This is a genomic window from Polaromonas sp. SP1 (assembly GCF_003711205.1).
In the GTDB taxonomy this organism is placed as follows: Bacteria; Pseudomonadota; Gammaproteobacteria; order Burkholderiales; family Burkholderiaceae_C; genus Polaromonas.
Genome location: NZ_CP031013.1, coordinates 1,158,866 through 1,185,653, shown reverse-complemented (window position 1 = coordinate 1,185,653; position 26,788 = coordinate 1,158,866). Strand labels below are relative to the sequence as shown.

Sequence of the window (26,788 nt, the reverse complement as noted above, 5' to 3'; positions counted from 1 at the left end):
CGGTTCGGAGTCAAATCGGGCTCTGGCCCAATACTCGTCTTGGCCGAGCGCTACTATTTTGATAGCGCAGGCGGGCAACCCCTCTGCCCGCCGGCCCGCTTCAGCCCAGCTTCTTTTTCAGCAACTCATTGACCTGCGCCGGGTTGGCCTTGCCCTTGGTCGCCTTCATCGCCTGGCCGACCAGCGCGTTCATCGCCTTGGCATTGCCGGCGCGGACCTCCTCGACGTTCTTGGCGTTGGCGGCCAGCACATCGTCGATGATTTTTTCGAGCTCGCCGGTGTCGCTCATCTGCCTGAGGCCCTTGGCTTCGATGATCGCGTCGACGTCCTTGCCATCGCCGGTCCACAGCGCATCAAACACCTGTTTGGCGGCGTTGTTGGAAATTGTGCCGTCGGCGATGCGGACTATCAAGGCGGCCAACTGCGCCACGCTGACAGTGGACGTCTCAATCGATTTTTCTTCGCTGTTCAGGCGCCGCGAGAGCTCACCCATTACCCAGTTGCTGGCCAGTTTGGGCTGCTTGCTTGCCATTGCCACCGCTTCGAAGTAGGCGGCAGTCGCCTTGCTCTGGGTGAGCTGGCCGGCGTCGTATTCAGGCAAGCCGTAGTCAGCCACAAAGCGCGCCGCCATCACGCGCGGCAACTCGCTCATCTCTGACCGCGTCTTCTCCACCCAGTCGCGCCCAATCACCAGCGGCGGCAAATCAGGGTCGGGGAAGTAGCGGTAATCCGCCGCGTCCTCCTTGGTGCGCATGCTGCGCGTCTCGCCGGTGTCCGGGTCAAACAGCACGGTCGCCTGCTGGATGGTGTGGCCGTCTTCGATCTGCTCGATCTGCCAGCGCACCTCAAAGTCAATCGCCTGCTGCATGAACTTGAAGCTGTTCAGGTTCTTGATCTCGCGGCGCGTGCCCAGTTCGGCGCCGGGCTTGCGCACCGACACATTGGCGTCGCAGCGGAAGCTGCCTTCCTGCATGTTGCCGTCGCAGATGCCGATCCAGGTGACGATCTTGTGCAGCTCTTTGGCGTACGCCACGGCTTCGGCCGACGAGCGCATGTCGGGCTCGGTCACGATCTCCAGCAGCGGCGTGCCGGCGCGGTTCAGGTCGATGCCGCTCATGCCGATGAAGTCTTCGTGCAGTGACTTGCCCGCGTCTTCTTCCAGGTGGGCGCGCACCAGGCGCACCGAGTGGGGTTTGCCGTCCACGAAAAACTCGACGCTGCCGCCTTGCACCACCGGAATTTCAAACTGGCTGATCTGGTAGCCCTTGGGCAGGTCGGGGTAGAAGTAATTTTTGCGCGCGAACACGCTCTGCTCGGCAATGTGCGCGTTGACGGCCAGGCCGAACTCGATGGCGCGCTGCACGGCGCCCTTGTTCATCACCGGCAGCGCGCCGGGCAGTGCGAAATCGACAGCAGACGCCTGCGTGTTCGGCTCGGCGCCAAACGCGGTGGAGGCGCGGCTGAAAATTTTCGATTGCGTGGTGAGCTGCGTGTGGGTCTCGAAGCCGATGATGACTTCGTAGCCCTGCACCAGCGGCCCGGTGGGGCGGCCGGCCTGCATTTCGGCGAAGGGGTTGGGGGTAGCTTGGGTCTGGCTCATGTCAAATTACCTGGAGGCTTGGGGCTGGCGCAGGTGCCAGTCGGTGGCGAGCTGGAACTGGTGGGCGGCGCCCAGCAGTTGCGCTTCCTTGAAGTAGTTGCCGATCAGCTGCAGGCCCACGGGCATGCCGCCTGCGCCAAAGCCGGCCGGCACGCTCATGCCGGGCAGGCCGGCCAGGCTCGATGACAGCGTGTAGATGTCGGCCAGGTAGTTGGCGACCGGGTCGTCGGACTTTTCGCCGATCTTCCACGCCACCGTGGGCGAGACCGGGCCGGCAATGATGTCGCACTGCGTGAACGCAGTCTGGAAATCCTGCGCGATCAGGCGGCGGATTTTTTGCGCCTTGAGGTAGTAGGCGTCGTAGTACCCGTGCGACAGCACATAGGTGCCGATCATGATGCGGCGCGTGGCCTCGTCGCCGAAGCCTTCGCTGCGCGACTTTTTGTACATGTCGTTGAGGTCGGTGTAGTTGGCCGCGCGGTGGCCATAGCGCACACCGTCAAAGCGGCTCAAATTGCTGCTGGCCTCGGCCGGTGCGATCACGTAGTACACCGGGATGGACAGCTCGGTCAGCGGCAGGCTCACATCGACCAGCGTGGCGCCCAGCTTTTCGTATTCGGCCAGGGCGCCGCGCACAGCGGCCAGCACGTCGGGTGAGCAGCCTGCACCGAAGAATTGCTTGGGCAAACCGATTCGCAAGCCTTTTAGGGGTGTAGCCCTTGTGTTGTCTTGGCTTGCTGCTATCAAATCAGTAGCGTAGTCGGTGACGGGCAAGTCCAGCGAGGTCGAGTCGCGGTCCGGATCCGGCCCGGCCATGGCCGACAGCAGCAGGGCGCAGTCGAGTGCGCTGCGCGCCATCGGGCCGGCTTGGTCCAGGCTGGAGGCAAAGGCCACCATGCCGTAGCGCGAGCAGCGGCCGTAGGTGGGCTTGATGCCGGTGATGCCGGTGAGGGAGGCGGGCTGGCGGATGGAGCCGCCGGTGTCGGTGCCGGTGGCGGCGGGCACCAGGCGGGCCGCCACGGCGGCTGCCGAGCCGCCCGAGGAGCCGCCCGGAATGCGTTCCAGGTCCCAGGGGTTTTTGACGGGTTTGTAGGCGCTGTTGTCGTTGCCCGAGCCCATGGCGAATTCATCGCAGTTGAGCTTGCCCAGCGTGACCATGCCGGCGCCTTCGATGCCGAGGTTTTTCACCACACTCGCGTCAAACGGGCTGCGGTAGTTCTCCAGCATCTTCGAGCCGGCGGTGGTGGGGAAGTCGCGCGTGACAAACACGTCCTTGTGCGCCAGCGGCACGCCCAGCAGGGGCGTGCGTTCGCCGGCGGCCAGGCGCGCGTCGGCGGCCTTGGCCTGCGCCAACGAAATGTCGGGGTTGGTGGCCAGGAAGGCGCCCAGGTTTTCCTGGGCGATGCGGGCCAGGAAATGCTGCGTCACCTCGACGCTGGAAACTTCGCGGGCGGCCAGTTTGGCGGCCAGTTGCGCAACACCCAGGTCGTGCAGGTCGGAGGAGGCGGTGGGTTTCATGGCGCTGCTCATTCGATCACCTTGGGCACGAGGAAAAGGCCGCGCTCCACGGCGGGGGCGCTCACCTGGCTGGCTTCGCGCTGGTTGGGTTCGCTGGCGATGTCTTCGCGCAGGCGCAGGGCGACTTCACCGATCACCGCGGCCGGGTGGGCCAGGGGCTCCACGCCTTCGGTGTTGACGGCGTCCATCTGCTCGACCAGGGCAAAAAAGCCGTTGAGCTGGGCCAGGGTGTGCTCGGTTTCGTCGGGGCGCAATTCCAGCCGCGCCAGGTTGGCGACGCGGGCGATGTCTTGGGGTGTCAATGCCATGGTCAGGTTTGAAGAATTCGGGAGGAAATAAACAGCGAAAGAAAACGGCGAAAAAAGGCTGAAAACAGGGGCCTGAAACGAGGTGTAAAGCTGAAAAAACGCCCCCGGAGACCCATGGATTCACAGGGGATGCGTTATTATCCCGCCTTTGGTGTGAAATCAGGGCCGGATGCACTCTTTAGGCGCTTTTTAGGTGCCGGAAGCAGCCTCAGCAACGCCGCCGGCCCCGGTATCCATCATGGCTTGATCAATAAAAAGGCGATGGGGCAACGAAGTGTGCCCAATGCCCTAACCGGACCCCTGCATATGTTTGAATCTTTCCGTCGGTACTTCTCCACCGACCTGGCCATTGACCTCGGCACCGCCAACACCCTGATTTTTGTACGCGACCGCGGTATTGTGCTGGATGAGCCCTCGGTTGTTGCCATTCGCCACGAAGGCGGCCCCCAGGGCAAAAAAACCATCCAGGCCGTCGGCCATGAAGCCAAGGCCATGCTGGGCAAGGTCCCCGGCAACATCGAAGCCATCCGCCCGATGAAAGACGGCGTGATCGCCGACTTCACGGTGACCGAGCAGATGCTCAAGCAGTTCATCAAGATGGTCCACCCGCGCAGCCTGTTCAAGCCCAGCCCGCGCATCATCATCTGCGTTCCCTGCGGCTCCACCCAGGTTGAGCGCCGCGCCATCCGCGAAAGCGCGCTCGGCGCCGGCGCCAGCGACGTTTTCCTGATTGAAGAGCCCATGGCCGCAGCCATCGGCGCCGGCCTGCCGGTGTCCGAAGCCAGCGGCTCCATGGTCGTCGACATCGGCGGCGGCACGACCGAAGTCGGCGTGATCTCGCTGGGCGGCATGGTCTACAAAGGCAGCGTGCGCGTCGGCGGCGACCGCTTCGACGAAGCCATCATCAACTACATCCGCCGCAACTACGGCATGCTGATCGGCGAGCCCACCGCCGAAGCCATCAAGAAGAGCATCGGCTCGGCCTTCCCCGGCTCCGAAGTCAAGGAAATGGAAGTCAAGGGCCGCAACCTCTCCGAAGGCGTGCCGCGCAGCTTCACGATCTCGAGCAACGAAATCCTCGAAGCCCTCACCGACCCGCTCAACAACATCGTCAGCGCCGTGAAGAACGCGCTCGAGCAGACGCCGCCCGAACTGGGCGCCGACATCGCCGAGCGCGGCATGATGCTCACCGGCGGCGGCGCGCTGCTGCGCGACCTGGACCGCCTGCTGGCCGAAGAAACCGGCCTGCCGGTGCTGGTGGCCGAAGATCCGCTGACCTGCGTGGTGCGCGGTTGCGGCATCGCGCTGGAGCGCATGGACCGCCTCGGTTCCATCTTCACTTCGGAATAAGGTCTCCATGCCGTACTTCATGCCTTACCCCAGGGCATGAAGCGGGGCCAGCCTGACAGCGAACCATGCCCTTAGGAACCCTTGACAGATCCCCGCCGCCCTTTTTCAAGCAGGGGCCGTCGGCGCTGTCCAAGCTGATGTTCTTCAGCGCGCTGTCGCTGTTTTTGATGGTCGCGGACACCCGTTTTCGCATCACCCAGCCGGTGCGCGCCGCGCTGGCAACCGCGCTCTACCCGGTGCAGTGGCTGGCCTTGCAGCCGGTGCGGGCCGTGCAGGGCAGCGGCGAATATTTCATCACCCTGAACCAGGCCAAGGTCGCCAGCGAGGAGGCCGGCCGCAAGCTCGCGCTGCAGTCGCTGCGCGCCGGCCAGGTCGAGCAGCTCACCCAGGAAAACTCCCGCCTGCGCAAGCTCATGGGCCTGCGCGAGCAGCTCGCCGTGCCGGTGATGGCGGCCGAGGTGCTGTACGACGCGGCCGACCCCTACACCCGCAAGGTGATCATCGACAAAGGCCTGGCGCAAGGCGTCGACCTCGGTTCGCCCGTGCTGGACGAATCCGGCGTGCTGGGGCAGGTCACCCGCGTGCACCCGCTGGTGAGCGAAGTCACCTTGCTGATCGACCGCGACCTGGCCATTCCCGTGCTCAATGTGCGCACCGGCGCGCGCAGCGTGGCGTATGGCGACCCGACGGTCTCGGGCAGCGGGCTGGAGCTGCGTTTCATGGGCAGCAACTCGGATGTGCAGCAGGGCGACCTGCTGACCACCAGCGGCGTCGACGGCGTTTACCCGCCGGGCCTGCCGGTGGCCAAAGTCAGCCGTATCGAGCGGCGCGCCGAATCGGCGTTTGCCAAAATTTTCTGCACGCCGCAGGCGCTGGTGACGGGCGCGCGGCACGTCATCGTCGTCAAGCCCGGCACGGGCCAGATCCCGCCGCGGCCCGAGGCCGATGCGCCGGAAGCCCCGGCCAAGAAGAAAGGGGCTTCCAAATGATCATGCGATCGGGCCAGCAGTTGCTGCTGCCGGCCAACCCCGTTTTTATCTGGTGCAGCCTGATCGCGGCGCTGCTGCTGGACATGCTGCCGCTGGGCCGTGTGCCCTGGATGCCCGACTTCCTGGCGCTGGTGCTGGTGTTCTGGAACGTGCACCAGCCGCTGCGCGTCGGCATCGGCGTGGCTTTCATGTTCGGCCTGGGCATGGACGTGCACCAGTCCTCGCTGCTGGGCCAGCATGCGCTGTCGTACACGGCGTTGAGCTTTTTTGCCACCATGATCCACCGCCGCCTGCTGTGGTTCACGGTGCCCTCGCAGGCGCTGCAGGTGCTGCCGCTGTTTGCGGTGGCGCACGGCGTGGAGCTCATCATCCGCATGATCGGCGGCGGTATTTTTCCGGGCTGGAACATGCTGCTGGCGCCTTTGATCGAAGCGCTGTTGTGGCCGGTCGTGAGCGTGTTGCTGCTGGCGCCGCAGCGGCGGGCGCCCGATCCCGACCAGAACAGACCACTATGAAGCCCCCACGGTCGCTCACTTCGTGTAGCTCCCTGCCCCCCGAGGGGGCCGCCCCGCCTGCGGCCCGGCAAAGCCGGTTCCGCGTCTCGGACTGGCTTTTGGACGGCTCGCTTCGCATCGCCCCGGTTTTATGCGGGGCAAGAACACGGGATTGCGGGCACTTTCTCGCGGTTGTAGAGTCGCACCACCATGACTGAACTGCGCAACGTTGAAGCCGACCTGTCGCGTTTTCGCGCGCGGGTGCTGGTGGCGAGCCTGGTGGTGTTGTGTGCGTTTGCCTTGCTGGCGGCGCGGCTGGTGTATTTGCAGGTGTACCGCCATGCCGACCTGAACGAGCAGGCGGAAAGCAACCGCACGGCCATCGTGCCCATCGTGCCGAACCGCGGCCTGATCCTGGACCGCAACGGCATCGTGCTGGCGACCAATTACTCGGCCTACACGCTGGAAATCACGCCGTCGAAGGTGGAGAACCTCGAGGAAACGATTGCCGCGCTGGAAAAAGTGGTCGACATCCAGCTGCGCGACAAGCGCCGCTTCAAGCGCCTGCGCGAAGAATCGAAAAATTTCGAGTCGCTGCCGATCCGCACGCGCCTGACGGACGAGGAAGTGGCCCGTTTCGCGGCGCAGCGATTCCGCTTTCCGGGCGTCGACATCAAGGCCCGGCTGTTCCGCAGCTACCCGTATGGCGAGCTGGGCAGCCATGTGGTGGGCTACATCGGCCGCATCAACCAGGCCGAAAAAGAAAACATCGAAGGCAGCGAAAACGAAGGCAACTACCGCGGCACCGACTACATCGGCAAGCTTGGCGTAGAACAAAGCTTCGAGCAGCAGCTGCACGGCATCACCGGTGTCGAGCAGGTCGAGACCTCGGCCGGCGGGCGCGCCATGCGCAAGCTGGCCAGCAACCCGGCCACGCCCGGCAACACCGTGCGGCTGTCGCTCGACATCCGCCTGCAAAAGCTGGTCGAAGACATGTTCGGCGACCGGCGCGGCGCGCTGGTGGCGCTGGACCCGAAGACCGGCGACGTGCTGGCTTTTGTCAGCAAGCCCACGTTTGACCCCAACCTCTTCGTGGACGGCATCGACACGGAAAGCTGGCAGTACCTGCGCGACTCGCTGGACAAACCGCTGCTCAACCGCGCGCTGCGCGGCACCTACCCGCCGGGCTCGACCTACAAGCCCTTCATGGCGATGGCCGCGCTGGAAACCGGCAAACGCTCGGCCAGCTTTATCGTCAACGACAACGCCTCCTGGGCTTTCGGCGGCCACGTGTTCCGCAGCCACGGCGACATCGCGCTGGGCGCGGTCGACATGTACAAGTCCATCGTCAAGTCCAGCAATGTGTATTACTACTCCCTGGCCAACGAGCTCGGCGTGGACGCCATGCACGACTTCATGAAGCCGCTGGGCTTCGGGCAGATCACCGGCATCGACATCGGCGGCGAGCTGGCCGGCGTGCTGCCCAGCCAGGACTGGAAGCGCGAGGCCTACAAAAAACGCGGCGCGGCGCAGCAAAAGTGGTACCCCGGTGAAACCATTTCGCTGGGCATCGGGCAGGGCTACAACACCTTCACCATGCTGCAGCTGGCGCAGGCCACGGCGGTACTGGCCAACAACGGCGTCAAGCGCCGCCCGCGCCTGGTCATCGGCACGCAGGACCCGGTCACGCGCGTGATGCACCCGCTGCCCGAGGAGCCCGCCGAAAACCTCGGCTACAAGCCCGAAAACATCGCCATCGTGCGCAAGGCGCTGGTCGGCGTGACGCAGGAAGGCACCTCGGCGCGCGTGTTTGCCGGCGCGGGGTACCTGAGCGGCGGCAAGACCGGCACGGCGCAGGCCGTCACCATCGGCCAGAAAGACAAATACAACAGCGCCAAGATGGAGGAATACCAGCGCGACCACGCCGTTTACATGGCCTTCGCGCCGGCCGACGACCCGAAGATCGCGCTGGCCGTGATCGTCGAAAACGCCGGCTGGGGCGCCGGCGTGGCGGCCCCGATCGCGCGCCGGGTGTTCGACTACGTGCTGCTGGGCCAGTACCCCAGCGAAGAAGACATGATCGCGGTGCAAAAAGGCCTGGCCGCCGCGCCCATCGGCAAACCGCGCCAGGCGGCCGATGTGGCCAGCCTGCTGGCCCCCGGCGGCGCCGGCGCCACGCCCGGCCCCACCACCGCAGCGGCGGCGGCCGCCGCCAAAGCCAAGGCGGCAGCAATTGCCGAGGCGCTGAGCAAGCTGCCCCCGCCCATGGCTGCGGCGGGCATCAACCCGGATTGAGCGGTTTTTGCTATTGAATGAATAGCAAATAGTCCACGCGCCGCCTGGGCCGGAGGCCGATTTCATCTAGAAATTCCGGCCAGCCCGGATTGCCGGGGTTCCCGGCCGGGGCTGACGCCGGCCCGCACCGAAATGGCCCTTCACTATAAAATTGATAGCACACTGCCCAGGTGGATAAAGGGTTTGAGGCCGATTGGATGCCAAGCCTGGCGCCGGAGCATCAAAAAAACACGGGCATAAAAAAAGCGCTGGGGTTACCAGCGCTTTTTGCAAAACGGCATCTTGTGGAATGCGCTTTGCTGTGTACTTTTAGTTGACTCTCTCGTGTCTCCTCGGCTCCTCGCGTTGCGAGCAGCTAGGCTCGTCAGCAAGTCCTCCAATGTAGCCCGCGCACTCCGATAGTGCATTGGGAGTTTCCCGCCCCCGAAATGCGCCCGGAAATGCGCCCGGAAATGCCCACAAGTGCGCCTGACCAGGCGGCCGGGCCGCGCCGCCCGCCGCGCCGGGCCTTCTCCACGCAGTCTTCTGTACTCATTTGCCCCCAATTCCCTTTAAACCACGCTGGCACGACTTATGCCTGTTGTTACCAATTGTTGGGTTGTTGGGCGTTGCACGAAAGGCAAACAGTATGTTGTTGATGAAGCGCTTTTTGGCGTCGGTCCTGTTGATCTGTGCGGGGCTGGCGGGCCAGCAAACCCTGGCGCAAGCCCCCGCCGCGCCTGCAGCGGAAGCCCCCGCCAGCGCGCCTGAGGCCGCACCGGCGGCTGCACCCGCTGCCGTTGCTGCGCCGGCCCCCGTGGCCGCCGCGGTCGCATCCGCCCCAGCAGCGCCCGCCCCCGCGCCCCTCACGCAGCCGGGCCTGGTCGGCGCGGAAACCCTTAACGGCGCCGACACCGCCTGGATGATGACCTCCACCGCGCTGGTGCTGCTGATGACGCTGCCCGGCATCGCGCTTTTTTACGGCGGCATGGTGCGCAAGAAAAGCGTGCTCAATGTGATGGCCTGCGTCGTCGCAATCTGCGCGGTTGTCAGCCTCTTGTGGTTCGCCGTCGGGTATTCGATTGCCTTCACGCCGGGCTCGGGCGCGCTCGGCCACTACATCGGCGGCACCGAGCGGCTCTGGTTCGCCGGGCTCGACTATGTGAAGGAAGGCGGCAAAGTCGCCGTCAGCCACATCGCGCCCAACATCCCGGAATCGGTCTATTCGATGTTCCAGCTGACCTTTGCCATCATCACGGCGGCGCTGGTGGTCGGCTCGTTTGTCGAGCGCATGCGCTTTTCGGCCATGCTGGTTTTCATGTCGCTGTGGACGCTGATCGTCTACGCCCCCATCGCCCACTGGGTGTGGGAGCCCAACGGCTGGCTGGCCCGCATGGGCGCGCTGGACTTTGCCGGCGGCTCGGTGGTGCACATCAACGCCGGGGTGGCCGGGCTGGTCTGCGCTTACGTGCTCGGCCCGCGCCACGGTTACGGCCGCGAGCCCTTCACGCCCTTTAACCTGGGCCTGACCATGGCCGGCGCCGGCATGCTGTGGGTGGGCTGGTTTGGGTTCAACGCCGGCTCGGCCGTGGCCTCTGACGGCCGCGCCGGCCTGGCCATGGCGGTCACGCACATTGCGGCGGCTGCCGGTGCGCTGTCGTGGATGGCGGCGGAATGGATGGTGCGCGGCCGGCCTTCGCTGCTGGGCCTGTGCTCGGGCCTGGTGGCCGGGCTGGTGGCGATCACGCCGGCGGCCGGTTTTGTCTCGCCGCGCTCGGCGCTGGTGTTCGGCCTGGTGGCCGGCCTGGCCTGTTACTGGGGCGCCACGGGCCTCAAGCGCCTGCTCAATGCCGACGATTCGCTCGACGTGTTCGGCGTGCACGGCGTGGGCGGCATCGTGGGCTCGCTGCTCACCGGCGTTTTTGCCAGCAAGGCCATTTCAGGTGCCGAGGGCAGCGTGCTGACCCAGGCCATAGGCGCCGGCTCGGTCATGCTCTACAGCCTCTTCATGACGGCGGTGGCGCTGTGGATCACGTCGTTGCTGGTGAGCCTGCGTGTGAGCGAAGCCTCCGAGAGCGACGGCCTGGACATCACCCAGCACGCTGAACGCCTCGGTACGTGAGTTGACAGCGGTCTCCAACTTTGAAGGACAGCACACCATGCCTTCCAACGAAAAAATCGCCATCGCCGCCCACCTGCATGTGCTGCTGCGCCGCAAGACCGGCCGGGTGACCGATACCGAGTGGATGGCCAGCAACCACGAGTACGCGGTGGAGGTGGCGCGTTTTGCCCGCGAAAAGGCGGCGGAAGACAACCACCCCGATCTCGCCGTCTGGGCCGACAAGCTCGAGGAGATCATGGCCACGCCCGACCCCAAGCCGCGCGTGCCCCTGGTCCAGCTGGTGAGCGAAGTGGTGAAGGAGCGCGCAGTGGCCGCCCCGCGCGAGACGCCGCCGCCCGACAGGCTGACCCCGGCCCGCTCCATCGACACCGAGGAAGAGGTTTACCCGGAATCGGGTTTTATCGAATCCACCTTCGGCGCGATTTTTGGCGACAGCGAGTCGCACCGCGAACGCAAGCACCGCGACCCGAACGCACCGCGCTACGTAAAGGGTCTGCGGTAGCCCCCTGTCTCGGCTCACTTCGTGTAGCCGGAACCCCCCTCAGGGGGGCAACACCTGCAGCCCGGCAAAGCCGGTTCTGCGGTGTTCTTGTCCCCGGGCGCTGCCGGTTTTTCGCTGATTACTTTGCCTGCTGGATTTGTGGCGCTGCGGCTTCGCGTGCGCGGTTGACGCTGTGCGCCAGCATGTTGCGCGTGCGCAGGCGCACGTTCTCGCTGGCTTCGTCGGCAAAGGCTGCCACATACGGGTGGCCGGCGTTGTCCGCCAGGATGCTGCGCCGCACGGCGTCGTGGGCGGGTGCGCAGGTGGCCAGGGCGGCATCGGCCAGCGCGAACACCGACGCGGTGGCGTCCTTCATGAGCGGCGCCAGCGCGTCCTGTGCGCAGCGCTGGTAATCATTGATGGCGGTGGCCACCGGCGCGCGCGCGATGGACAAGGGGTCGTGGCTGGTTCGCGCGCCGGGCGCGCAGGCCGCCAGGGCCAGCACAAGGGGGATCAGGCACAGCGTGGCGGGACATGCCGGCAGCGGGTTTTTCATGGGGTGCGGAGCAGGGGGTTCAGGCCCTGCGAGTGGGCGGGTTTGCGAATTTTGCATGACTCATCCAGGCCGCTACATCTCGTCACAGATAGGCGCGGCCTGGCCCCTTGGCGGCTCTCCTCCGTCAGCAGTGTCTGCAAAGGTTGATTGACGTAACAAGGAGTGACAAATTGCGGGATGACAGGCTCCGAAGCGGCCCGTAGCATGGCATTTTTTAAATATAAGAGGTTGCTGATGAAATCAAGACACGAGGGAACATTTGGACTTTTCCTGATGGCGCTGCCGATGGCCTTTGCGTTCCTGGCGGGCCCGGCCCAGGCCCAGGCCCAGCAACTGGTGCTGGGCATCAGCGAAGGCACCTCCGGCGGGCTGGACCACGCCCAGGTGATCGCCAAATACCAGGGCCTGGCCGAGGTGATCGGCAAAGCGCTGAAGGCCAAGGTCAGCGTCGTGTTTGCACGCGAATTCAAGCAACTTGAAGAAGGCATGCAGACCGGCCGCTTCGACCTGGTGATGGCCCGGCCGAGCGACTACCCGGCGCGCGGCATGCGCGACTACGGCTACAGCTACATCGCCAGCACCAAGCCCGACGGCCAGTGTTTTGTCATCGCGCCCAAGGGGTCCGAGCTGAAAACGATCAACGACGTCAAGGGCAAGCGCATCGCGCTGCCGGAGCAGATCGCCTACATGTCGCGATTTTGCGCCGCCGAGCTGCGCGACAAGGGCATCCTGGTCGACAAGGAAAACGTGCAGTTCGTGCGCGAGCAGGCGGCGGTCGGCTTTTACCTGGACAACAAGTTCGCCGACGTGGGCGGCGTCGCCTCCTATTCAGGCATCGGCAGGAAGTGGGAAAAGGATGGCGGCCGCATCCTGCACAAGAGCGTGCCGCAGCCTTACTTTCCGCTGGTGGCGCACAAACGCATCAAACCCGAGCAGGTCAAGGCCATCCAGGAGGAGCTGCTGACCCTGCCCGCCAGCGACGCCGGCAAGGACGTGCTCAAGCGCATCGGCGTCGAGCAGTTTGACACCACGTCAGAGCCGCGCATGCGCGAGCTGCTGAAGTGGCTGAATATTTAAGAGCTGCCTAGATGCCGGCCTGAATCCAGGCTGCGGCTTTCTCCGCAATCATCAAGGTCGGCGAGTTGGTGTTGCCGCTGGTGATCAACGGCATCACACCGGCATCGACCACCCGCAGGCCGCGAACGCCGCGCACCCGCAGGTGCGAATCGACCACCGCCATCGGGTCGTCTTCCTTGCCCATCTTGGTGGTGCCCACCGGGTGGAAGATGGTGGTGGCGATGTCGCCGGCCAGCCGCGTGAGCTCTTCGTCCGTCTGGAACTGCACGCCGGGCTTGAACTCTTCGGGGTGGTATTTGGCCAGCGCGCTTTGGCTCACGATCTTGCGCGTCACGCGCAGCGAATCGGCCGCCACCTGGCGGTCTTCGGCGGTGCTCAGGTAGTTGGGCGCAATCGCCGGCGCGTCTTCAAAGCGGCCACTCTTGATGTGCACCGTGCCGCGGCTGGTCGGGTTGAGGTTGCACACGCTGGCGGTGAAGGCATTGAAGCTGTGCAGCGGCTCGCCAAACGCGTCGAGTGACAGCGGCTGCACGTGGTATTCGAGGTTGGCGTAGGGCTGGTCGGGTGACGAGCGCGTGAACGCGCCCAGCTGCGAGGGCGCCATGCTCATGGGTCCGGTCTGGCGAAGCGCGTACTCCAGCCCGATGCGGGCCTTGCCCCACAGCGAGCTGGCCATGGTGTTGAGCGACAGGCCCCAGCTTTTGCCGCCCGGAGGGTTCTGCACCTTGTAGACCGAACGGATCTGCAGGTGGTCCTGCAGGTTGGCGCCCACGCCCGGCAAATCCTGCAGCACCGGGATGCCGTGCTGCTGCAGCAAAGCTGCGGGGCCTATGCCCGAGAGCTGCAATATCTGCGGCGAGCCGATGCTGCCCGCGCAGAGGATTACTTCCCCCATGGGGCCGGAGTCGCGCGTCGAATGCGCGGTGATGCGCTCGTCGCCTGCCCATACCTCGACGCCGGTGCAGCGCTGGCCGCCGTCGGCCTGCGGCTCAATCACCAGCTTGCAGACCTGCGCGTTGTTCCACAGCTCGAAGTTGGGGCGCGCGTAGCAGGCCGGCCGTAAAAAGGCCTTGGCGGTGTTCCAGCGCCAGCCGTTTTTCTGGTTGACTTCAAAGTAACCCACGCCCTCGTTGTCGCCGCGGTTGAAGTCGGCCGTGGCCGGTATCCCGGCCTGCACCGCCGCTTCGGCAAACGCGTCCAGGATGTCCCAGCGCAGGCGCTGCTTTTCAATGCGCCATTCGCCGCCCGAGTTGTGGTGGCGCAGCAGCTTCTGGTAAGGCTGGCTTTTGTCCTGCATCAGCTCGGGCGCGGTGCCGCGCGCGCCGTGCATCGCGTCGGCGCCCTTGTAATAGTCTTCGTGCAGCTTGAAATGCGGCAGCGAGTTCTCCCAGCGCCAGGCCATGTCGCCCGTGAGCTGCGCCCACTGGTCGTAGTCGCGCGCCTGGCCGCGCATGTAGATCATGCCGTTGATGCTGGAGCAGCCGCCCAGCGTCTTGCCGCGCGGGTAGCGCAGGGCGCGGCCGTTCAGGCCTGCGTCCGGCTCGGTGTTGTAGAGCCAGTCGGTGCGCGGGTTGCCGATGCAGTGCAGGTAGCCCACCGGGATGTGGATCCAGTGGTAGTCGTCCTTGCGGCCCGCCTCGATCAGCAGCACGCGCTTGGACGCGTCGGCGCTCAGGCGGTTGGCCAGCAGGCAGCCGGCCGTGCCGGCGCCGATGATGATGTAGTCAAAAACCTGGCTCTCGTCTTGCATGGGGGCTTGTCTCGGGTTGTCTCTTCGTAAGGGGCGGCAGCTCGGGCTCACGCCGACTCGCACCATGGTGCCAGCCCAGCCTAACGCGAGACTGACCGCCGTGCCTGGGGCTGATTGTGGCAAAAGCGGGGCTTGCGCACGGGCGGGGATTACCCGCTGCCCCGCTCGGCTGTAGGACCAAATCGACAGCGCGCTCACAGGGACGTAATTTGTGTTTTCAGCAGTTACCATGCAGTGTTGCTCCTGGGCACGGTGCGCCACTGCGTGGTCGCTGTTGACCTGTTTTGGGATTTAGCGCGTTTGTCTCGCCGGCCCGCGCCCGGCTTTACCGGATGCTTATGGAAGACGCCACCCCCCGCATCGAACAGCAGGACACGCCGCAAGGCCGGCTGTATGTCGTGCGTGGTGCGTGGACGGCGGCCGACCTGACCGGTGAAGAAGTCTGGCAGGCGCTGACCGCGCAGCTCAAGGGCTTGCCCGACACCGCAGCGGCTTGGGATCTCGAGTCCGTTCACAAGCTCGACCACCTCGGTGCGCAGGTGCTGTGGAACCACTGGGGCCGCAAGTGGCCGGAGCAGATCAAGGCCGAGCCCAACCAGCGCGCCGTGCTGGAGACCGTCGCCAAATTCAGCATCGAGGCCCCTGCCAAAGCCCGCAAGTCCGACTGGAGCGCGCCCTTCATCCTGCTGGGCGAGCGGCTGTTTCGGCTGCTGGACCACCTCAAGGGCCTGGTGCGCCTGATCGGCCAGTTGCTGCTCGACATCCTGCGGCTCATCAAGCACCCGCAGGAAGGCCCCTGGCGCGATTTGTCGGGCCACCTCTTTCATATCGGCGCGACGGCCCTGCCCATCACCGCGCTCGTGGGTTTTTTGATCGGCGTGGTGCTCGCCTACCTGATCTCGCAGCAGCTGCGCCAGTTCGGCGCCGACGCCTTTATCGTCAACATCCTGGGCATCTCGCTGATCCGCGAGCTCGGCCCGGTGCTGGCCGCCATCCTGATCGCCGGGCGCAGCGGCTCGGCCATCACCGCGCAGATCGGCGTGATGCGGGTGACAGAAGAGCTCGACGCCATGCGCGTGATGGGCATTGCACGCGGCTTTCGCCTGGTGATGCCGCGTGCGCTGGCGCTGGCGGTGGTGATGCCGCTGATCAGCGTCTGGACAACCATTGCCGCCTTGCTGGGCGGCATGCTGGCGGCCAACGTGTCCATGGGCATCTCGCCGTCTTACTTCATCAACTCGCTGCCGGCCGCCGTGGAGGTGGCCAACCTCACGCTGGCCACGGCCAAGTCGGTGGTGTTCGGCCTGCTGATCGCGCTGGTGGGTTGCCACTACGGCCTGCGCGTCAAGCCCAACACCGAGAGCCTGGGGCAGGGGACGACGGCGTCGGTGGTGACGTCGATCACAGTCGTCATCCTGGTCGACGCGCTGTTTGCCGTACTGTTCAAGAGCGTAGGCATATGAGCGAACCTATCGTCGACATCAAAAAACTCTGGACCGTATTCCAGAACGGCGACAAAAAAGCCGTGGTGCACAAGGACCTCGACCTGCGCGTGGAGCGCGGCGAGGTGCTGTCGCTGGTGGGCGGCTCGGGCACGGGCAAAACGGTGCTGCTGCGGCAGATGCTGGGGCTGGAAAAGCCGACGCAGGGCGAGATCACCGTGCTGGGCCGGCCGGCGGCCGAGCTCGGCAAGCGCGGCGCGGCCAGCCGCGTCGGCATGCTGTTCCAGCAGGGCGCGCTGTTCTCGGCCTTTACCGTGCTGGAGAACATCGCCTTTCCGCTGCGCGAACTCAAGACGCTGCCGCAGGCGCTGGTGCGTGAGGCCGCCATGGTCAAGCTGCAGATGGTGGGCCTCGGCCCCGACGCCGCCGACAAGATGCCCAGCGATTTATCGGGCGGCATGATCAAGCGCGTGGCGCTGGCGCGCGCCCTCATCATGGACCCGCCGCTGCTGCTGCTCGATGAGCCCACCGCCGGGCTGGACCCGGAAAGCTCCGACAGCTTTGTCGCGCTGCTGCGCTCGCTGCACCGCGACATGGAGCTCACGGTGGTGATGGTGACGCATGACCTGGACACGCTGTTCGAGCTCAGCACGCGCATTGCCGTGCTGGCCGAGCAGAAGGTCATCGTCAACGATGTGCCCAAAGAGGTGGTGGCCTTCCCGCACCCCTTCATTCACGAATTTTTCCTTGGTGAAAGGGGTCAACGCGCGATGGAACTATTGCGCGAGTACCCCTTTACTGTTTAGAAAGGCTTCGATATGGAAAACAAAGCCCATGCCATGGCCGCCGGTGCGTTTGTCCTGGTGGTCACCGCCCTGCTGGCCTTGCTGGCCATCTGGCTCACGCGCGACAACACCCAGCGCGACCTCTACGACATGAGCACCAGCGAAACCGTCTCCGGTTTGCAGCCGCAGGCCACCGTGCGCTTTCGCGGCGTGCCGGTGGGCAAGGTCGAGCTCATCGGCTTTGACACCAAGGTCAAGGGCAATGTGCTGATCCGCATTTCCATTGATCGCACCGCGCCGGTCACCAAATCCACCTTCGCCACGGTGGCTTCGCAAGGCGTCACGGGCCTGGGCTTTATCCAGCTGGACGATGACGGCAAGTCAAATGAACGGCTGGCAGTCAACGACGACGACCCGCCGCGCATTCCGCTCAAGCCCGGCGGGCTGGACAAGCTGCTCAAGCAGAGTGAAGTCATTTTCGACCAGGTCGAGCAGGCCAGCACGCGGCTGAACAAGCTGCTGTCGGATGAAAACCAGGCGGCCGTCACCGCGGCTGTCAAACAGCTCGGCGATGCCGCCGGCAGCATAGACCGCGTGGTCAAGGGCCTGGAGCCCACGGTCGCAAGCCTGCCGGGTCTGTCGCGTGACACCAGCGCCACGCTGGCATCGGTGCGCAAGGCGACCGACGAAGTCACGGTGACCGCCAAACGCCTGAATGAAAAAGGCGGGCCGCTCGACAAACTGGCCGAGGGCGGCGCCGCGCTGGCCTCGGGCGTCGAAACCTTCAGCGCGGGCACCTTGCCCAAGCTGGGCGAGGTGGCCGACGAAACCGCGCGGGCGATGCGCCAGCTGCGCCGCACCGTGAGCGCGGTGGACGACAACCCGCAGTCGCTGATCTTCGGCAACGGCCCGCCGGTACCCGGCCCGGGTGAACCCGGCTTTTCCGCCCAAGGAGGAGAGAAAAAATGACCCCATCCATTTCCAGTTCGCATCAATATGCTATCAATTCAGTAGCTAAAAGCCCAGGCGGCGCCTGGGCTGGAGGCATTTTTGGCTTGATATTGCTGGCGGCGGCGCTCACCGGCTGCTCGGGCCTGCCCGACAAGCCCACGCGCGCCACCATGTACGACTTCGGCCCCGGCCTGCTCGCCACGCCGCCCAGCACGCGCCAGGCGCCGCTGCCGCCGCTGGCGCTGGACGATGTTTCCACCTCCGGCGGTGCGCTCGACAACATGGCGGTGCTCTACCGCCTGGGTTATGCCGACGCGCAGCAGCTGCGGCCTTACTCGCAGGCGCGCTGGAGCATGCCGCCCGCGCAGCTGGTGCGCCAGCGCGTGCGCGAAAAACTCGGCCAGCGCCGCGCCGTCTTCGGCGCCGGCGCCAGCGTGGCGCTGAACCGCAGCCAGAACGCGGTGCTGCCGCTGGTGCTGCGCCTGGACCTCGAAGAATTCAGCCACCTTTTCAGCACGCCCAACGAGAGCGTCGGCCTGATCCGCCTGCGCGCCACGCTGGTCGAGGTGACGCCGGCCGGCGAAAAACTGGTGGGCCAGCGCAATGTCATCGTGCAGCGCCCCGCGCCCAGCAGCGACGCGCCCGGCGGCGTGCAGGCCCTGACGGCCGCCACCGACGCCGCCATTGAAGAGATCGACCAATGGCTGCAGCAGTCCTCGCGTTAACGCCGCGCTCCCCTTGCGCTGACCAGGCTCATCATGAAGACGCTTGAAGAACAACTCGATGCGGCCGGGCTGAAAGTGCTGGGCTGCTGCGAAGGCCTGAGCGCCTGGGGGCCGGAGTTTCTGCAAAACTCCCAACTGCTGCAGGACTTCACGCCGGCCGAGGCCGACATCCTGGGCGCATCCATGCTGCTGGTGCACGCCGAGCCGGGCCAGGTGATGATCCGGGAAGGCGAATTCGGCGACTGGATGATGGTGATCCTCAAGGGCACGGTCGACGTGACCAAACGCCTGGAGTCTGCCGCCGATGCGGCGCAGGTAGACGCCAATCCGCAGGCCGAGCCCACCGTCTCGCGCGTGGCCGTGGTGCGCAGCGGCGCGGCGGTCGGCGACATGTCCATGCTCGACAGCGAGCCGCGCTACGCCACCTGCACCGCCATCGAGGCCGTCGAAGCCGGCGTGTGGGGCCGCCACGAAATCGCCCTGCTGATCCGCGACCACCCCGGCGTCGGCGCCAAGCTGCTGGTCAAGATCACGCAGATGATGGCGCAGCGCTTGCGCAACACGAGTAATCAGCTCGTGAAACTCCTCCGCAAAAAATAGAACCACCCGTACAGGTTCAGTCCTTTCCCGTTCAGGCTGGGCAATCGAAGTCCTTTAATGGTTTTTATCTGCGCAAATCTGCGTAATCTGCGGATGAATCCGTAACCACAGATTTCGCAGATTTACGCAGATTGAAAGCCGGCCGGGGAATGCACCCTCAGCGCACCGGCCCTTCGATACCTCAGGGCGAACGGAGGAGAGGCGTGGGCTTCACGCTCCCCGTCACACTCCACTTCACGCAGACTTCACACAGGCGCTCGATAGCTCATCCTGAGCTCACACAGGATTTGCACACTCCCTTTCGTTGTTCAAAAACGAAAGGAAGTCATGAAACAAAAACTCTTCGCGCTGGCCATCGTGCTGGTCTTGCTGGTGCTTGCGCTGTTCCAGATCAGCGGTGTGGTGCACGACCGCCAGAATTACCGGCAGATCGCCATCCAGAGCGTGGCGCAGAGCCTGGCCGGGCCGCAGACGCTGACCGGCCCGCTCATCCACCGGGCCTGCACCGAGGAGTGGGATGTCAAGGATGAGGACAAAAAGGTGCGCAGCGAGCGGCGCGAGTTCACGCTGGTGGCCGCGCCGGCCTCGCTGACGATCAAGGGCGGCAGCAAGCTGGAGGCGCGCGCCCGCGGCCTGCATGCGACGCAGGTCTTTAACCTCAAGGCCGACATCGTCGCCGAATGGGCCGATACCGAAGTGCTCAAGCCCGTGCCCCAGCATGCTGGCTCGCGCATGAACTGCGGCCAGCCCCTGTTGATGATGGCGGTGTCCGATTCGCGCGGCATCCGCCATGCCAGCGTAAAGATCGGTGAACAGTTGCTGGCACTCAAGCCCGGCACCTTTTACGGCAGCTACCCGCGCGGCGTGCACGCGCCGCTGTCCATGGCCGCCGTGGGCGCGGCGCCCCTGCAGGCGCAGATCGCGCTGGAACTGGTGGGCACCGAAAGCATTTCGGTCGTGCCGCTGGGCGGCGACACCCGGGTGCAGCTGACGTCCAACTGGCCTCACCCGAGTTTTGGCGGGCAGTTTTTGCCGATGGACCGCAAGGTGACGGAGGACGGCTTTGAGGCCAGCTGGCGCGTCAGCTCGCTGGCCAGCACGGCGCAACAGGACGTGACGCAACAGGACGCCACCAAGCGCAGGGGCGTTTGCCCTTCCTACAGCGACGGTTCGAGTCACGGCGCTTGCGTCGAGGCCTTCAGCGTGACTTTTGTCGACCCCTCCAACACCTATGCGCTGAGCGACCGCGCCACCAAATACGGCCTCCTGTTCATCGGCCTGACTTTTCTGGCCGTAGGGCTGTTTGAATTCATGAAGTCGCTGCGCGTGCACCCGATCCAGTACCTGCTGGTGGGGGCGGCGATGAGCATGTTTTTCCTCTTGCTGGTGAGTTTGTCGGAGCACATGCCTTTTGAAACCGCCTATGCGATTGCCGCTGCCGCCTGCGTGCTGCTGCTGACGTTTTACGCCAGCTATATGCTGGGCCGCTGGTCGCGCGGCCTGCCCTTCGGCCTGGGCATCGCCACCTTGTACGGCATGTTGTTCGTGTTGCTGCGGATGGAGCAGACGGCCTTGCTGCTGGGCGCTGTGGCCCTGTTCGCCGTGCTTGCAGCGATCATGATGCTGACCCGCCAGGTCGACTGGTATGCACGCTTCAAGCAGGTTGAAGCGCCCAAACCTGAACCCGTGAAGGCGGCCCTGTGATGGGCGCGGCGCGTCTAGAAATGCAGCTCGACCCGCAGCCCGGGTTGTGTGTTGCGCACCACCATGCGCCCGCCGTGCAGCAGCATGATCTGCCGCACGATGGCCAGTCCCAGGCCCGAGCCCTTGGTGTGGCCGTCGGGGCGCACCGTCGAGAAGAAGCGCTCGCCCAGGCGGGGCAGGGCGTAGTCGGCCACGCCGGGCCCGCTGTCCTGCACGGCAATGAAGTCTGGCCCCGCCTCCAGCGTGATCGTCGAGCCCTCGGGCGCGAACGAGCGCGCGTTTTCCAGCAGGTTGCTGAGCGCCAGGCCCAGCAGGCCGGGCTCCGCATGCACGCCGGCATGTTCCGGGCTGATTACGACTTTGAGGACATGCTGGGCGCGGCCGGCACCGCCCGCAAGCTCAAACGACTGGAAGAAGCCGGCCCACGAAAGGCGCTCGCGCTGTACCTGTGCATGGCGCTGCTCCAGCTTCGTCAGCTCGAGCATGCGGTCCACCAGCGCCTGCATGCGGCCGGACTGGGCCAGTACCTGCCCCGAAAACTCGCGGCGCGCGTGTTCGGGAAGCTCGTCCTGCAGCAGCTCGCCGGCGCCGCGGATCGCGGCGAGCGGGCTCTTGAGCTCATGAGTCAGGGCGCGCACGTAATCTTCTATGTACTCGTGGCCCTCGAGCTTCAGGCGCATGGCATCGACTGCCATGGCCAGCTCGCCAAGCTCGCCCGGTATCTGCGGAACCGCGGGTTTCTCGCCCTGGCCGACGGCGTTGGCATAGCGGCGCAACTTGCGAATGCTCCACACCACCCACAAGGTCACGGCCACGCCGATGGCCAGCGACAGCACCAGTAGCAGCAGGCCGCTGAGCAAAATCTTGCGTTCGGCCCGGTCGATGAAAGCCTGGATGGTGGACATCGGCTTGGCCACCGTCAGCACGCCGATGGTTTTGCCCGCATGGGTGATGGGCGCGGCCACATACATCACCGAGCTGCGGTCGTCCTGCTGCACTTCACGCGTGGCGCGCGCACCGTACTCGCCGCGCAAGGTCAGGGCCACGTCCCGCCAGCGCGAATAGTCCTGGCCCACCGCCAAGTTTTCAGAATCAAACACCACCTTGCCGCCGGCGTCGGTCACATACACGCGAAAGTCCAGCGACTGCTTGGCCATGCCCCAGATCTTCGCGTCGATGGGCCGGCGTGCGTAGTTGCGCACATGGCCGGCAAAGCGGCCCTCGGCGATGGCGCCGGCCGCCACGTCGTCGCTGGCCAGCTCGGCCAGGATGTTGGCCGTGTCCACCATCATGTCTTCCATCACCTCGCGCACGCTGGGCTTGACTTCGGCGACGAAGACCCGCAGCACAAAGAAGGCCGCCAGGCCCGTGACCAGGAAGAAGCCAAAGAGCAGACGGATGCCCAGGCGCATGTCAGTCGCCTTTGAGGCGGTCTACATCCAGGCTGTAACCCATGCCGCGATGCGTGGTGATGCAGTCTTGCCCCGCCGTGACTTCCTGCAGCTTGGCGCGCAAGGTCTTGATGTGGGTATCGACAGTGCGGTCGGTGCTGTCCGAATCCGTGCCCCAGACGGCGTTGAGCAGCTCGTCGCGCGAGCGTATCCGGCCGCTGTGGCGCAGCAGCTCGGCCAGCAAGCCGAACTCGCGGCGCGTCAGCGTGAGCGGGCGGCCGTGCAGCGTGACGCGTTGGCCCGCTGCATCGATCTCAAAAGGAGTGGAGGAGGGCGCCGTTGCGGGAGCCGGCATGCGCGCACGCCGCAGCAGGCTGCGCACGCGCGCCAGCAGCTCACGCGGGCTGAAGGGTTTGCTCACATAGTCGTCCGCGCCCAGCTCCAGCCCGAGCACGCGGTCGATCTCTTCGCCTTGCGCGCTGAGCATCAGCACCGGCAAGCTGCCGGCGGCGCGCAGCTCGCGGCACAAATCCAGGCCGCTGCCATCGGGCAGGCCGACATCAAGGATGACTGCGTCGGGCGGCTGCCGGCTGATTTGCGCGCGCGCATCGCCCAGCAACAGGCTGTGCGTCACGCTGAGGCCGTCGCGCTCCAGCGTGTAGATGATGGAGCGGGCAATCGCCGGGTCGTCTTCCACCAGCAGGATGCGCGCACTGGCCATCAGCTGCGCAGGATGGGGAAAAGCTTTCCGAGCCCGCCGGCCATCACTTCAACCGCCAGCGCGGCGAGGATCAGGCCCATCAAACGCGTCATCACATTGATGCCGGTCTTGCCCAGCACGCGGGCAATCGGCTCGGCCAGCGAAAAGCTGATGGCCGTCACCAGCGCAATCACGATGCCGTAGCCGACGAGAGCAGCGACCTGCAAGGCGGTCTGCGCTTTCTCGGCGTAAATCACCACGGTCGACATGGTGGCCGGGCCGGTCAGCAGCGGGATGGTGAGCGGCACCACGGCGATGCTGGCGCCGCGCGCGGCCTTTTCGGCGCCGTCCTCCATTTCGTTGGTCAGCGGCTTGGCTTCGGCCGGCTGCGCGTTCAGCATGTTCATCGAGCTGATCAGCAGCAGCATGCCGCCGCCGACCTGGAAGCTCGCCAGCGAGATGCCGAAGAAGTCGAGGATCTCCAGCCCCAGCAGCGCGCTGATGGCAATGACCACAAAGGCCGCGAAGGACGCGACCAGGATGGTGCGGCGGCGCTGCTCGTCGGAAAAGCCCTGCGTGTAGTGGATGAAAAACGGCACGATGGCCAGCGGGTTGACGATGGCCAATAAGGTGATTAGCGGTTTGAAGTCCATCGTTCTTCCCTAAAGTTGAGCCCAATTCCAGCATGAGCCGCGGGACTGGCTTTGCCAGACCGCAGGCGGGCGGCCCCCTCGGGGGGCAGCGACCCACACGCAGTGGGGGAGCGTGGGGGCACTACCTTCCTCCCGCGACGTCAATCAATGCCGCTGTTGTGTAGCCCGCATTGTCCCCCAGCAGCCAGACAATCGATTCAGCAACTTCTTCTGCCGTGCCGGCCCGCTGCATCGGCACTTGCGGCGCCAGGTCGCGCGCCCGGTCGGGCAGGCCGCCCGAGGCGTGGATGTCGGTGTCAATGATGCCGGGCCGCACCGCGTTCACACGAATGCCTTCAGCGGCGACTTCCTTGGCCAGGCCGATGGTGAAGGTGTCGATGGCGCCCTTGGCCGCCGCGTAGTCCACATACTGGCCGGGCGCGCCCAGCCGCGCCGCGGCGCTGGAGACATTGACGATGGCGCCGCCCGTGCCGCCGTAGCGGGTGCTCATGCGCTTGACGGCCTCGCGCGCGCAGAGAAAAGAGCCAAACACATTGATCTCGAACATGCGCCGCAGCCGCTCCAGCGTCAGGGCGTCGACGCGGGTGGTGCGGTCCACCACACCGGCGTTGTTGACCAGGCCGTCCAGGCGGCCGAGCTTGGCGTCGACCTTTTCAAACATGGCCAGCACCTGCGCCTCGTCGGCCACATCGGCCTGCACCGTGATGGCCTGGCCGCCGGCCTGGCGGATTTGCCGCACCACCTCGTCGGCGGCCAGCGAGTTGCGGGTGTAGTTGACGGCCACCGCCCAGCCCTGGCGTGCCGCCAGCAGGGCCGAGGCGGCGCCAATGCCGCGTGAGCCGCCGGTGATCAGAACAACTTTTGACAAACCGCACCTCCTGCAGGGAATGGCAATCCCGGGTAAAAACAAGCCTTGGGCGGATCAATGTACCTTAAGCTGCATCATCCCCATACCGTATTCGCCTGCGCGAACCCAACCATCCAGCCAACCTGGAGGAGACCATCTTGAGCACCACCGTCGACTACTACTTCACCCCGCAAAGCCCCTGGACCTACCTGGGCCACGAGCGCTTTGCGCAGATCGCACGCGCGGCCGGCGCCACCGTACGGGTGCTGCCCATTGACCTGGGCGGCAAGGTCTTCCCGATCTCGGGCGGGCTGCCGCTGGGCCAGCGGGCGCCGCAGCGCCAGGCCTACCGGCTGCTGGAGCTGCAGCGTTTTTCCGACTTTCTGCATGCGCCGCTGAACCTCAAGCCCAAATTTTTCCCCGTCTCGGGCGACGATGCGTCGCGCCTCATCATCGCGGTCGACCAGCATGACGGCGCAGAAGCCGCGATGAAAATCGGCGGGGCGATCTTCAGCGCCGTGTGGGTGCGTGAGCGCCACATCGCCGACGAAAAAGTGCTGGCTGAACTGCTCGCCGAATGCGGCCTGCCTGCCGAGCGGCTGGAGCAGTCCTTCAGCCAGGCCGTGCAGGAGCGCTATGAAGCCAACACCCAGCAGGCGATTGACGCCGGCGTGTTCGGCGCGCCCAGTTATGTCATCGAAGGCGAACTGTTCTGGGGCCAGGACCGGCTTGATTTTGTGGAGCGCGCGCTGGCCGCCAAAGCCAACCCTTGAGCCCGTTCATAAGCCGACCGATTTTTTGACACTTTTATTGAAACCAAGGAGATTGCACCGTGGGTAAATTCATCGATCTGAAGGCCGCTGACGGCTTTGTGTTTCCGGCCTACGTCGCCGAGCCAGCGGGCAAACCCAAGGCTGCTGTTGTGGTTTTGCAGGAAATTTTTGGCGTCAACTCGCACATCCAGGCTGTCACGGACCGCTTTGCCGCCCAGGGTTACCTGGCGGTGGCGCCGGCGACGTTTCACCGCGTCAAACCCGGCGTTGACATGGGCTACGACGACGCCACGATCAAAGAGGGCATCGCATTGAAGGCTGCCGTCAACGGGCTGCCCGCGCCGGGCGTGCTGACGGACATCCAGGCCGCCATTGATTACGCGGCCAAAACCGGCGGCGGCAAGGTCGGCATCATCGGCTTTTGCTGGGGCGGTTTTCTGGCGTGGCGCGCGGCGTGCCTGCTCAAGGGCCTGAGCGCGGCGGTGCCTTACTACGGCGGCGGCATGACGGCCCCGGCCGAGATCGCCCTGCAACCGCAATGCCCGGTGCTGGCCCACTTCAGCGATCGCGACCATTCGATTCCCCTGGACACCATCCACGCTTTTATCAAGGCGCACCCGGAAGTCGAGACCCATATTTACCCGGCCGACCACGGCTTTAATTGTGACCAGCGCGGCGCGTATGACGAAGCCGCCGCCAAACTGGCGCGTGAGCGCTCGCTGGCGTTCTTTGCGGACAAGCTGGCCTGATCATGCGCGGCGCGCCGGGTTTCAATCGTTTTAGGCCTCTAGCCAAGGTGGGGCATGGGCTTGTAGCTATTGTTTTGATAGCAAGCGCCGCGCCAAGCCTGGCGGCCGACTACGTCGGCCCGCTGTTCGACACGCACCTGCATTACAACGAAGAGGCGTGGAACGGGAACAGCGGACCCCACACGCCGGCGGATGTTTTGGCGCGCATGAAACGCAACGGCGTCAAAGCCATCGTCGCCAACTCCCGGCCCAACGACGGCACCAAATCGCTCGCCGCCATGCCCGAAACCCGGCAGGCCGGCGTCACCGTGGTGCCCTTTATCCGCCTGTACCGCAACCGCGCCGACTACGACAACTGGTTTCGGGACGAGACGATTTACGAGATGGTGCAAACCGAGTTTGCCCGCGGCGTCACCGGCGACCAGGCCGGGCCGTACAAAGGCATCGGCGAATTCCACCTCTACGACAGCGCCAACGCCAACGGCCCGGTCGCCAAAAAGCTGATGCAGTTCGCGGCAAAGAACAGGCTCGCCGTGCTCTCGCATGTCGACGACACGGCGATCGACCTGCTGATGGCCCACGCGCCCGACGTGCGCCTCATCTGGGCGCACACCGGCATAGGCGGCGCGCCCGTGGCGCGTGTCGATGCGCTGCTGGGCAAATACCCGCAGCTGATGGGCGAGCTGTCGTATCGGCCGGGCCTGACCTGTGAAGGCGGCAGGCTGTGCCCCGAATGGCGCACGCTGATCCTCAAGTACCCCGGCCGCTTCATGATCGGCTCCGACACCTGGGTCAACCAGCGCTGGCAATACTACGACGAGCTGATGAAGGGTTACCGCGGCTGGCTGGGAGATTTGCCCGCCGATGTAGCCCGCAAAATCGCCTGGGGCAATGCGGCGGGCATCTTTGGACTCGCCGAAAAATAACTATTCGCGAATAGGATGGCATC

The 26,788-nt window shown here is 65.3% G+C and carries 25 protein-coding genes; 16 read left to right on the top strand and 9 right to left on the bottom strand.

Going from position 1 to position 26,788, the window contains the following annotated elements:
* Positions 1 to 100 precede the first annotated feature (100 nt).
* Genes gatB through gatC form a run of 3 tightly spaced genes read right to left on the bottom strand, consistent with a single transcriptional unit; the run spans position 101 to position 3,426 of the window.
* The gene (gatB, locus tag DT070_RS05705; RefSeq protein WP_369973923.1) at positions 101 to 1,600 is read right to left on the bottom strand and encodes an Asp-tRNA(Asn)/Glu-tRNA(Gln) amidotransferase subunit GatB; all 1,500 of its coding nucleotides are present in this window, start codon (positions 1,598 to 1,600) and stop codon (positions 101 to 103) included.
* A 6-nt stretch (positions 1,601 to 1,606) separates the two neighbouring features.
* Positions 1,607 to 3,118, bottom strand: coding sequence for an Asp-tRNA(Asn)/Glu-tRNA(Gln) amidotransferase subunit GatA (gatA, locus tag DT070_RS05700; protein WP_122954521.1), 1,512 nt, complete (start codon positions 3,116 to 3,118; stop codon positions 1,607 to 1,609).
* An 8-nt stretch (positions 3,119 to 3,126) separates the two neighbouring features.
* Positions 3,127 to 3,426 (bottom strand): Asp-tRNA(Asn)/Glu-tRNA(Gln) amidotransferase subunit GatC, encoded by a 300-nt coding sequence (gatC, locus tag DT070_RS05695; protein ID WP_122954520.1) that lies wholly within the window; start codon positions 3,424 to 3,426, stop codon positions 3,127 to 3,129.
* 306 nt (positions 3,427 to 3,732) lie between these two features.
* Between gatC and DT070_RS05690 the strand changes: the two genes are divergently transcribed.
* The 6 genes from DT070_RS05690 to DT070_RS21755 all read left to right on the top strand — a co-directional run bounded on the left by DT070_RS05690 (position 3,733) and on the right by DT070_RS21755 (position 11,157).
* Entirely contained in the window at positions 3,733 to 4,776 is a 1,044-nt protein-coding gene (locus DT070_RS05690; protein WP_122954519.1) for a rod shape-determining protein, read from the top strand.
* Positions 4,777 to 4,841: 65 nt separating this feature from the next.
* Positions 4,842 to 5,765, top strand: a complete 924-nt coding sequence (gene mreC / locus DT070_RS05685; protein WP_122954518.1) for a rod shape-determining protein MreC — start codon at positions 4,842 to 4,844, stop codon at positions 5,763 to 5,765.
* Positions 5,762 to 6,280 (top strand): rod shape-determining protein MreD, encoded by a 519-nt coding sequence (mreD, locus tag DT070_RS05680; RefSeq protein ID WP_122954517.1) that lies wholly within the window; start codon positions 5,762 to 5,764, stop codon positions 6,278 to 6,280. The genes mreC and mreD overlap by 4 nt, the downstream gene beginning before the upstream one ends.
* A gap of 189 nt (positions 6,281 to 6,469) precedes the next feature.
* Positions 6,470 to 8,554, top strand: coding sequence for a penicillin-binding protein 2 (gene mrdA / locus DT070_RS05675; RefSeq protein WP_122954516.1), 2,085 nt, complete (start codon positions 6,470 to 6,472; stop codon positions 8,552 to 8,554).
* A gap of 637 nt (positions 8,555 to 9,191) precedes the next feature.
* Positions 9,192 to 10,655, top strand: coding sequence for an ammonium transporter (locus tag DT070_RS05665; protein ID WP_206074066.1), 1,464 nt, complete (start codon positions 9,192 to 9,194; stop codon positions 10,653 to 10,655).
* Between the two features lie 37 nt (positions 10,656 to 10,692).
* Positions 10,693 to 11,157: a hypothetical protein gene (locus DT070_RS21755; protein ID WP_369973922.1), complete on the top strand. Its 465-nt coding sequence runs from the start codon at positions 10,693 to 10,695 to the stop codon at positions 11,155 to 11,157.
* A gap of 118 nt (positions 11,158 to 11,275) precedes the next feature.
* On the opposite strand, the gene DT070_RS05655 is transcribed toward DT070_RS21755, so the two are convergent.
* Complete coding sequence (locus DT070_RS05655) at positions 11,276 to 11,692, bottom strand: hypothetical protein (RefSeq protein ID WP_122954514.1); 417 nt, start codon at positions 11,690 to 11,692, stop codon at positions 11,276 to 11,278.
* A gap of 234 nt (positions 11,693 to 11,926) precedes the next feature.
* Between DT070_RS05655 and DT070_RS05650 the strand changes: the two genes are divergently transcribed.
* Positions 11,927 to 12,769: a phosphate/phosphite/phosphonate ABC transporter substrate-binding protein gene (locus DT070_RS05650; RefSeq protein ID WP_228778563.1), complete on the top strand. Its 843-nt coding sequence runs from the start codon at positions 11,927 to 11,929 to the stop codon at positions 12,767 to 12,769.
* 7 nt (positions 12,770 to 12,776) lie between these two features.
* On the opposite strand, the gene DT070_RS05645 is transcribed toward DT070_RS05650, so the two are convergent.
* Complete coding sequence (locus DT070_RS05645; protein WP_122954512.1) at positions 12,777 to 14,519, bottom strand: GMC family oxidoreductase; 1,743 nt, start codon at positions 14,517 to 14,519, stop codon at positions 12,777 to 12,779.
* A gap of 338 nt (positions 14,520 to 14,857) precedes the next feature.
* Here DT070_RS05645 and DT070_RS05640 point away from each other — a divergent pair, with 338 nt between their 5' ends.
* From DT070_RS05640 to creD, 6 genes are all read left to right on the top strand, one after another.
* On the top strand, positions 14,858 to 15,982 hold the full coding sequence (locus tag DT070_RS05640) for an ABC transporter permease (RefSeq protein ID WP_122954511.1): 1,125 nt from the start codon (positions 14,858 to 14,860) through the stop codon (positions 15,980 to 15,982).
* The gene (locus DT070_RS05635) at positions 15,979 to 16,767 is read left to right on the top strand and encodes an ABC transporter ATP-binding protein (RefSeq protein ID WP_122954510.1); all 789 of its coding nucleotides are present in this window, start codon (positions 15,979 to 15,981) and stop codon (positions 16,765 to 16,767) included. Before DT070_RS05640 ends, DT070_RS05635 begins: the two co-directional genes overlap by 4 nt.
* Positions 16,768 to 16,779: 12 nt before the next feature.
* Positions 16,780 to 17,715, top strand: a complete 936-nt coding sequence (locus DT070_RS05630) for an MlaD family protein (RefSeq protein ID WP_122954509.1) — start codon at positions 16,780 to 16,782, stop codon at positions 17,713 to 17,715.
* Positions 17,712 to 18,422: an ABC-type transport auxiliary lipoprotein family protein gene (locus DT070_RS05625; RefSeq protein ID WP_122954508.1), complete on the top strand. Its 711-nt coding sequence runs from the start codon at positions 17,712 to 17,714 to the stop codon at positions 18,420 to 18,422. Before DT070_RS05630 ends, DT070_RS05625 begins: the two co-directional genes overlap by 4 nt.
* 33 nt (positions 18,423 to 18,455) lie before the next feature.
* On the top strand, positions 18,456 to 19,022 hold the full coding sequence (locus tag DT070_RS05620) for a Crp/Fnr family transcriptional regulator (RefSeq protein ID WP_122954507.1): 567 nt from the start codon (positions 18,456 to 18,458) through the stop codon (positions 19,020 to 19,022).
* 327 nt (positions 19,023 to 19,349) lie between these two features.
* Complete coding sequence (gene creD, locus DT070_RS05615) at positions 19,350 to 20,726, top strand: cell envelope integrity protein CreD (RefSeq protein WP_122954506.1); 1,377 nt, start codon at positions 19,350 to 19,352, stop codon at positions 20,724 to 20,726.
* Between the two features lie 14 nt (positions 20,727 to 20,740).
* Here the strand turns inward: creD and creC are convergent, their stop codons facing one another.
* The 4 genes from creC to DT070_RS05595 form a co-directional block, all read right to left on the bottom strand.
* On the bottom strand, positions 20,741 to 22,138 hold the full coding sequence (gene creC, locus DT070_RS05610; RefSeq protein ID WP_122954505.1) for a two-component system sensor histidine kinase CreC: 1,398 nt from the start codon (positions 22,136 to 22,138) through the stop codon (positions 20,741 to 20,743).
* Position 22,139: 1 nt separating this feature from the next.
* Complete coding sequence (gene creB / locus DT070_RS05605) at positions 22,140 to 22,838, bottom strand: two-component system response regulator CreB (RefSeq protein ID WP_122954504.1); 699 nt, start codon at positions 22,836 to 22,838, stop codon at positions 22,140 to 22,142.
* Positions 22,838 to 23,470: a MarC family protein gene (locus DT070_RS05600; RefSeq protein ID WP_122954503.1), complete on the bottom strand. Its 633-nt coding sequence runs from the start codon at positions 23,468 to 23,470 to the stop codon at positions 22,838 to 22,840. Before DT070_RS05600 ends, creB begins: the two co-directional genes overlap by 1 nt.
* A gap of 121 nt (positions 23,471 to 23,591) precedes the next feature.
* Positions 23,592 to 24,338 (bottom strand): SDR family oxidoreductase, encoded by a 747-nt coding sequence (locus DT070_RS05595; protein ID WP_122954502.1) that lies wholly within the window; start codon positions 24,336 to 24,338, stop codon positions 23,592 to 23,594.
* Between the two features lie 137 nt (positions 24,339 to 24,475).
* Here DT070_RS05595 and DT070_RS05590 point away from each other — a divergent pair, with 137 nt between their 5' ends.
* The 3 genes from DT070_RS05590 to DT070_RS05580 all read left to right on the top strand — a co-directional run bounded on the left by DT070_RS05590 (position 24,476) and on the right by DT070_RS05580 (position 26,765).
* On the top strand, positions 24,476 to 25,090 hold the full coding sequence (locus DT070_RS05590) for a 2-hydroxychromene-2-carboxylate isomerase (RefSeq protein WP_122954501.1): 615 nt from the start codon (positions 24,476 to 24,478) through the stop codon (positions 25,088 to 25,090).
* A gap of 59 nt (positions 25,091 to 25,149) precedes the next feature.
* Positions 25,150 to 25,839 carry a dienelactone hydrolase family protein gene (locus DT070_RS05585; RefSeq protein WP_122954500.1) on the top strand — a complete coding sequence of 230 codons (690 nt, stop codon included), beginning with the start codon at positions 25,150 to 25,152 and terminating at the stop codon, positions 25,837 to 25,839.
* Positions 25,840 to 25,907: 68 nt separating this feature from the next.
* Entirely contained in the window at positions 25,908 to 26,765 is an 858-nt protein-coding gene (locus tag DT070_RS05580; RefSeq protein WP_369973945.1) for an amidohydrolase family protein, read from the top strand.
* Positions 26,766 to 26,788: the final 23 nt, after the last annotated feature.

Coding starts and splice junctions, on each gene's coding strand:
- gatB (WP_369973923.1), bottom strand. CDS start 1,600: ATGAGCCAGACCCAAGCTACCCCCAACCCCTTCGCCGAAATGCAGGCC.
- gatA (WP_122954521.1), bottom strand. CDS start 3,118: ATGAAACCCACCGCCTCCTCCGACCTGCACGACCTGGGTGTTGCGCAA.
- gatC (WP_122954520.1), bottom strand. CDS start 3,426: ATGGCATTGACACCCCAAGACATCGCCCGCGTCGCCAACCTGGCGCGG.
- DT070_RS05690 (WP_122954519.1), top strand. CDS start 3,733: ATGTTTGAATCTTTCCGTCGGTACTTCTCCACCGACCTGGCCATTGAC.
- mreC (WP_122954518.1), top strand. CDS start 4,842: ATGCCCTTAGGAACCCTTGACAGATCCCCGCCGCCCTTTTTCAAGCAG.
- mreD (WP_122954517.1), top strand. CDS start 5,762: ATGATCATGCGATCGGGCCAGCAGTTGCTGCTGCCGGCCAACCCCGTT.
- mrdA (WP_122954516.1), top strand. CDS start 6,470: ATGACTGAACTGCGCAACGTTGAAGCCGACCTGTCGCGTTTTCGCGCG.
- DT070_RS05665 (WP_206074066.1), top strand. CDS start 9,192: ATGAAGCGCTTTTTGGCGTCGGTCCTGTTGATCTGTGCGGGGCTGGCG.
- DT070_RS21755 (WP_369973922.1), top strand. CDS start 10,693: ATGCCTTCCAACGAAAAAATCGCCATCGCCGCCCACCTGCATGTGCTG.
- DT070_RS05655 (WP_122954514.1), bottom strand. CDS start 11,692: ATGAAAAACCCGCTGCCGGCATGTCCCGCCACGCTGTGCCTGATCCCC.
- DT070_RS05650 (WP_228778563.1), top strand. CDS start 11,927: ATGAAATCAAGACACGAGGGAACATTTGGACTTTTCCTGATGGCGCTG.
- DT070_RS05645 (WP_122954512.1), bottom strand. CDS start 14,519: ATGCAAGACGAGAGCCAGGTTTTTGACTACATCATCATCGGCGCCGGC.
- DT070_RS05640 (WP_122954511.1), top strand. CDS start 14,858: ATGGAAGACGCCACCCCCCGCATCGAACAGCAGGACACGCCGCAAGGC.
- DT070_RS05635 (WP_122954510.1), top strand. CDS start 15,979: ATGAGCGAACCTATCGTCGACATCAAAAAACTCTGGACCGTATTCCAG.
- DT070_RS05630 (WP_122954509.1), top strand. CDS start 16,780: ATGGAAAACAAAGCCCATGCCATGGCCGCCGGTGCGTTTGTCCTGGTG.
- DT070_RS05625 (WP_122954508.1), top strand. CDS start 17,712: ATGACCCCATCCATTTCCAGTTCGCATCAATATGCTATCAATTCAGTA.
- DT070_RS05620 (WP_122954507.1), top strand. CDS start 18,456: ATGAAGACGCTTGAAGAACAACTCGATGCGGCCGGGCTGAAAGTGCTG.
- creD (WP_122954506.1), top strand. CDS start 19,350: ATGAAACAAAAACTCTTCGCGCTGGCCATCGTGCTGGTCTTGCTGGTG.
- creC (WP_122954505.1), bottom strand. CDS start 22,138: ATGCGCCTGGGCATCCGTCTGCTCTTTGGCTTCTTCCTGGTCACGGGC.
- creB (WP_122954504.1), bottom strand. CDS start 22,838: ATGGCCAGTGCGCGCATCCTGCTGGTGGAAGACGACCCGGCGATTGCC.
- DT070_RS05600 (WP_122954503.1), bottom strand. CDS start 23,470: ATGGACTTCAAACCGCTAATCACCTTATTGGCCATCGTCAACCCGCTG.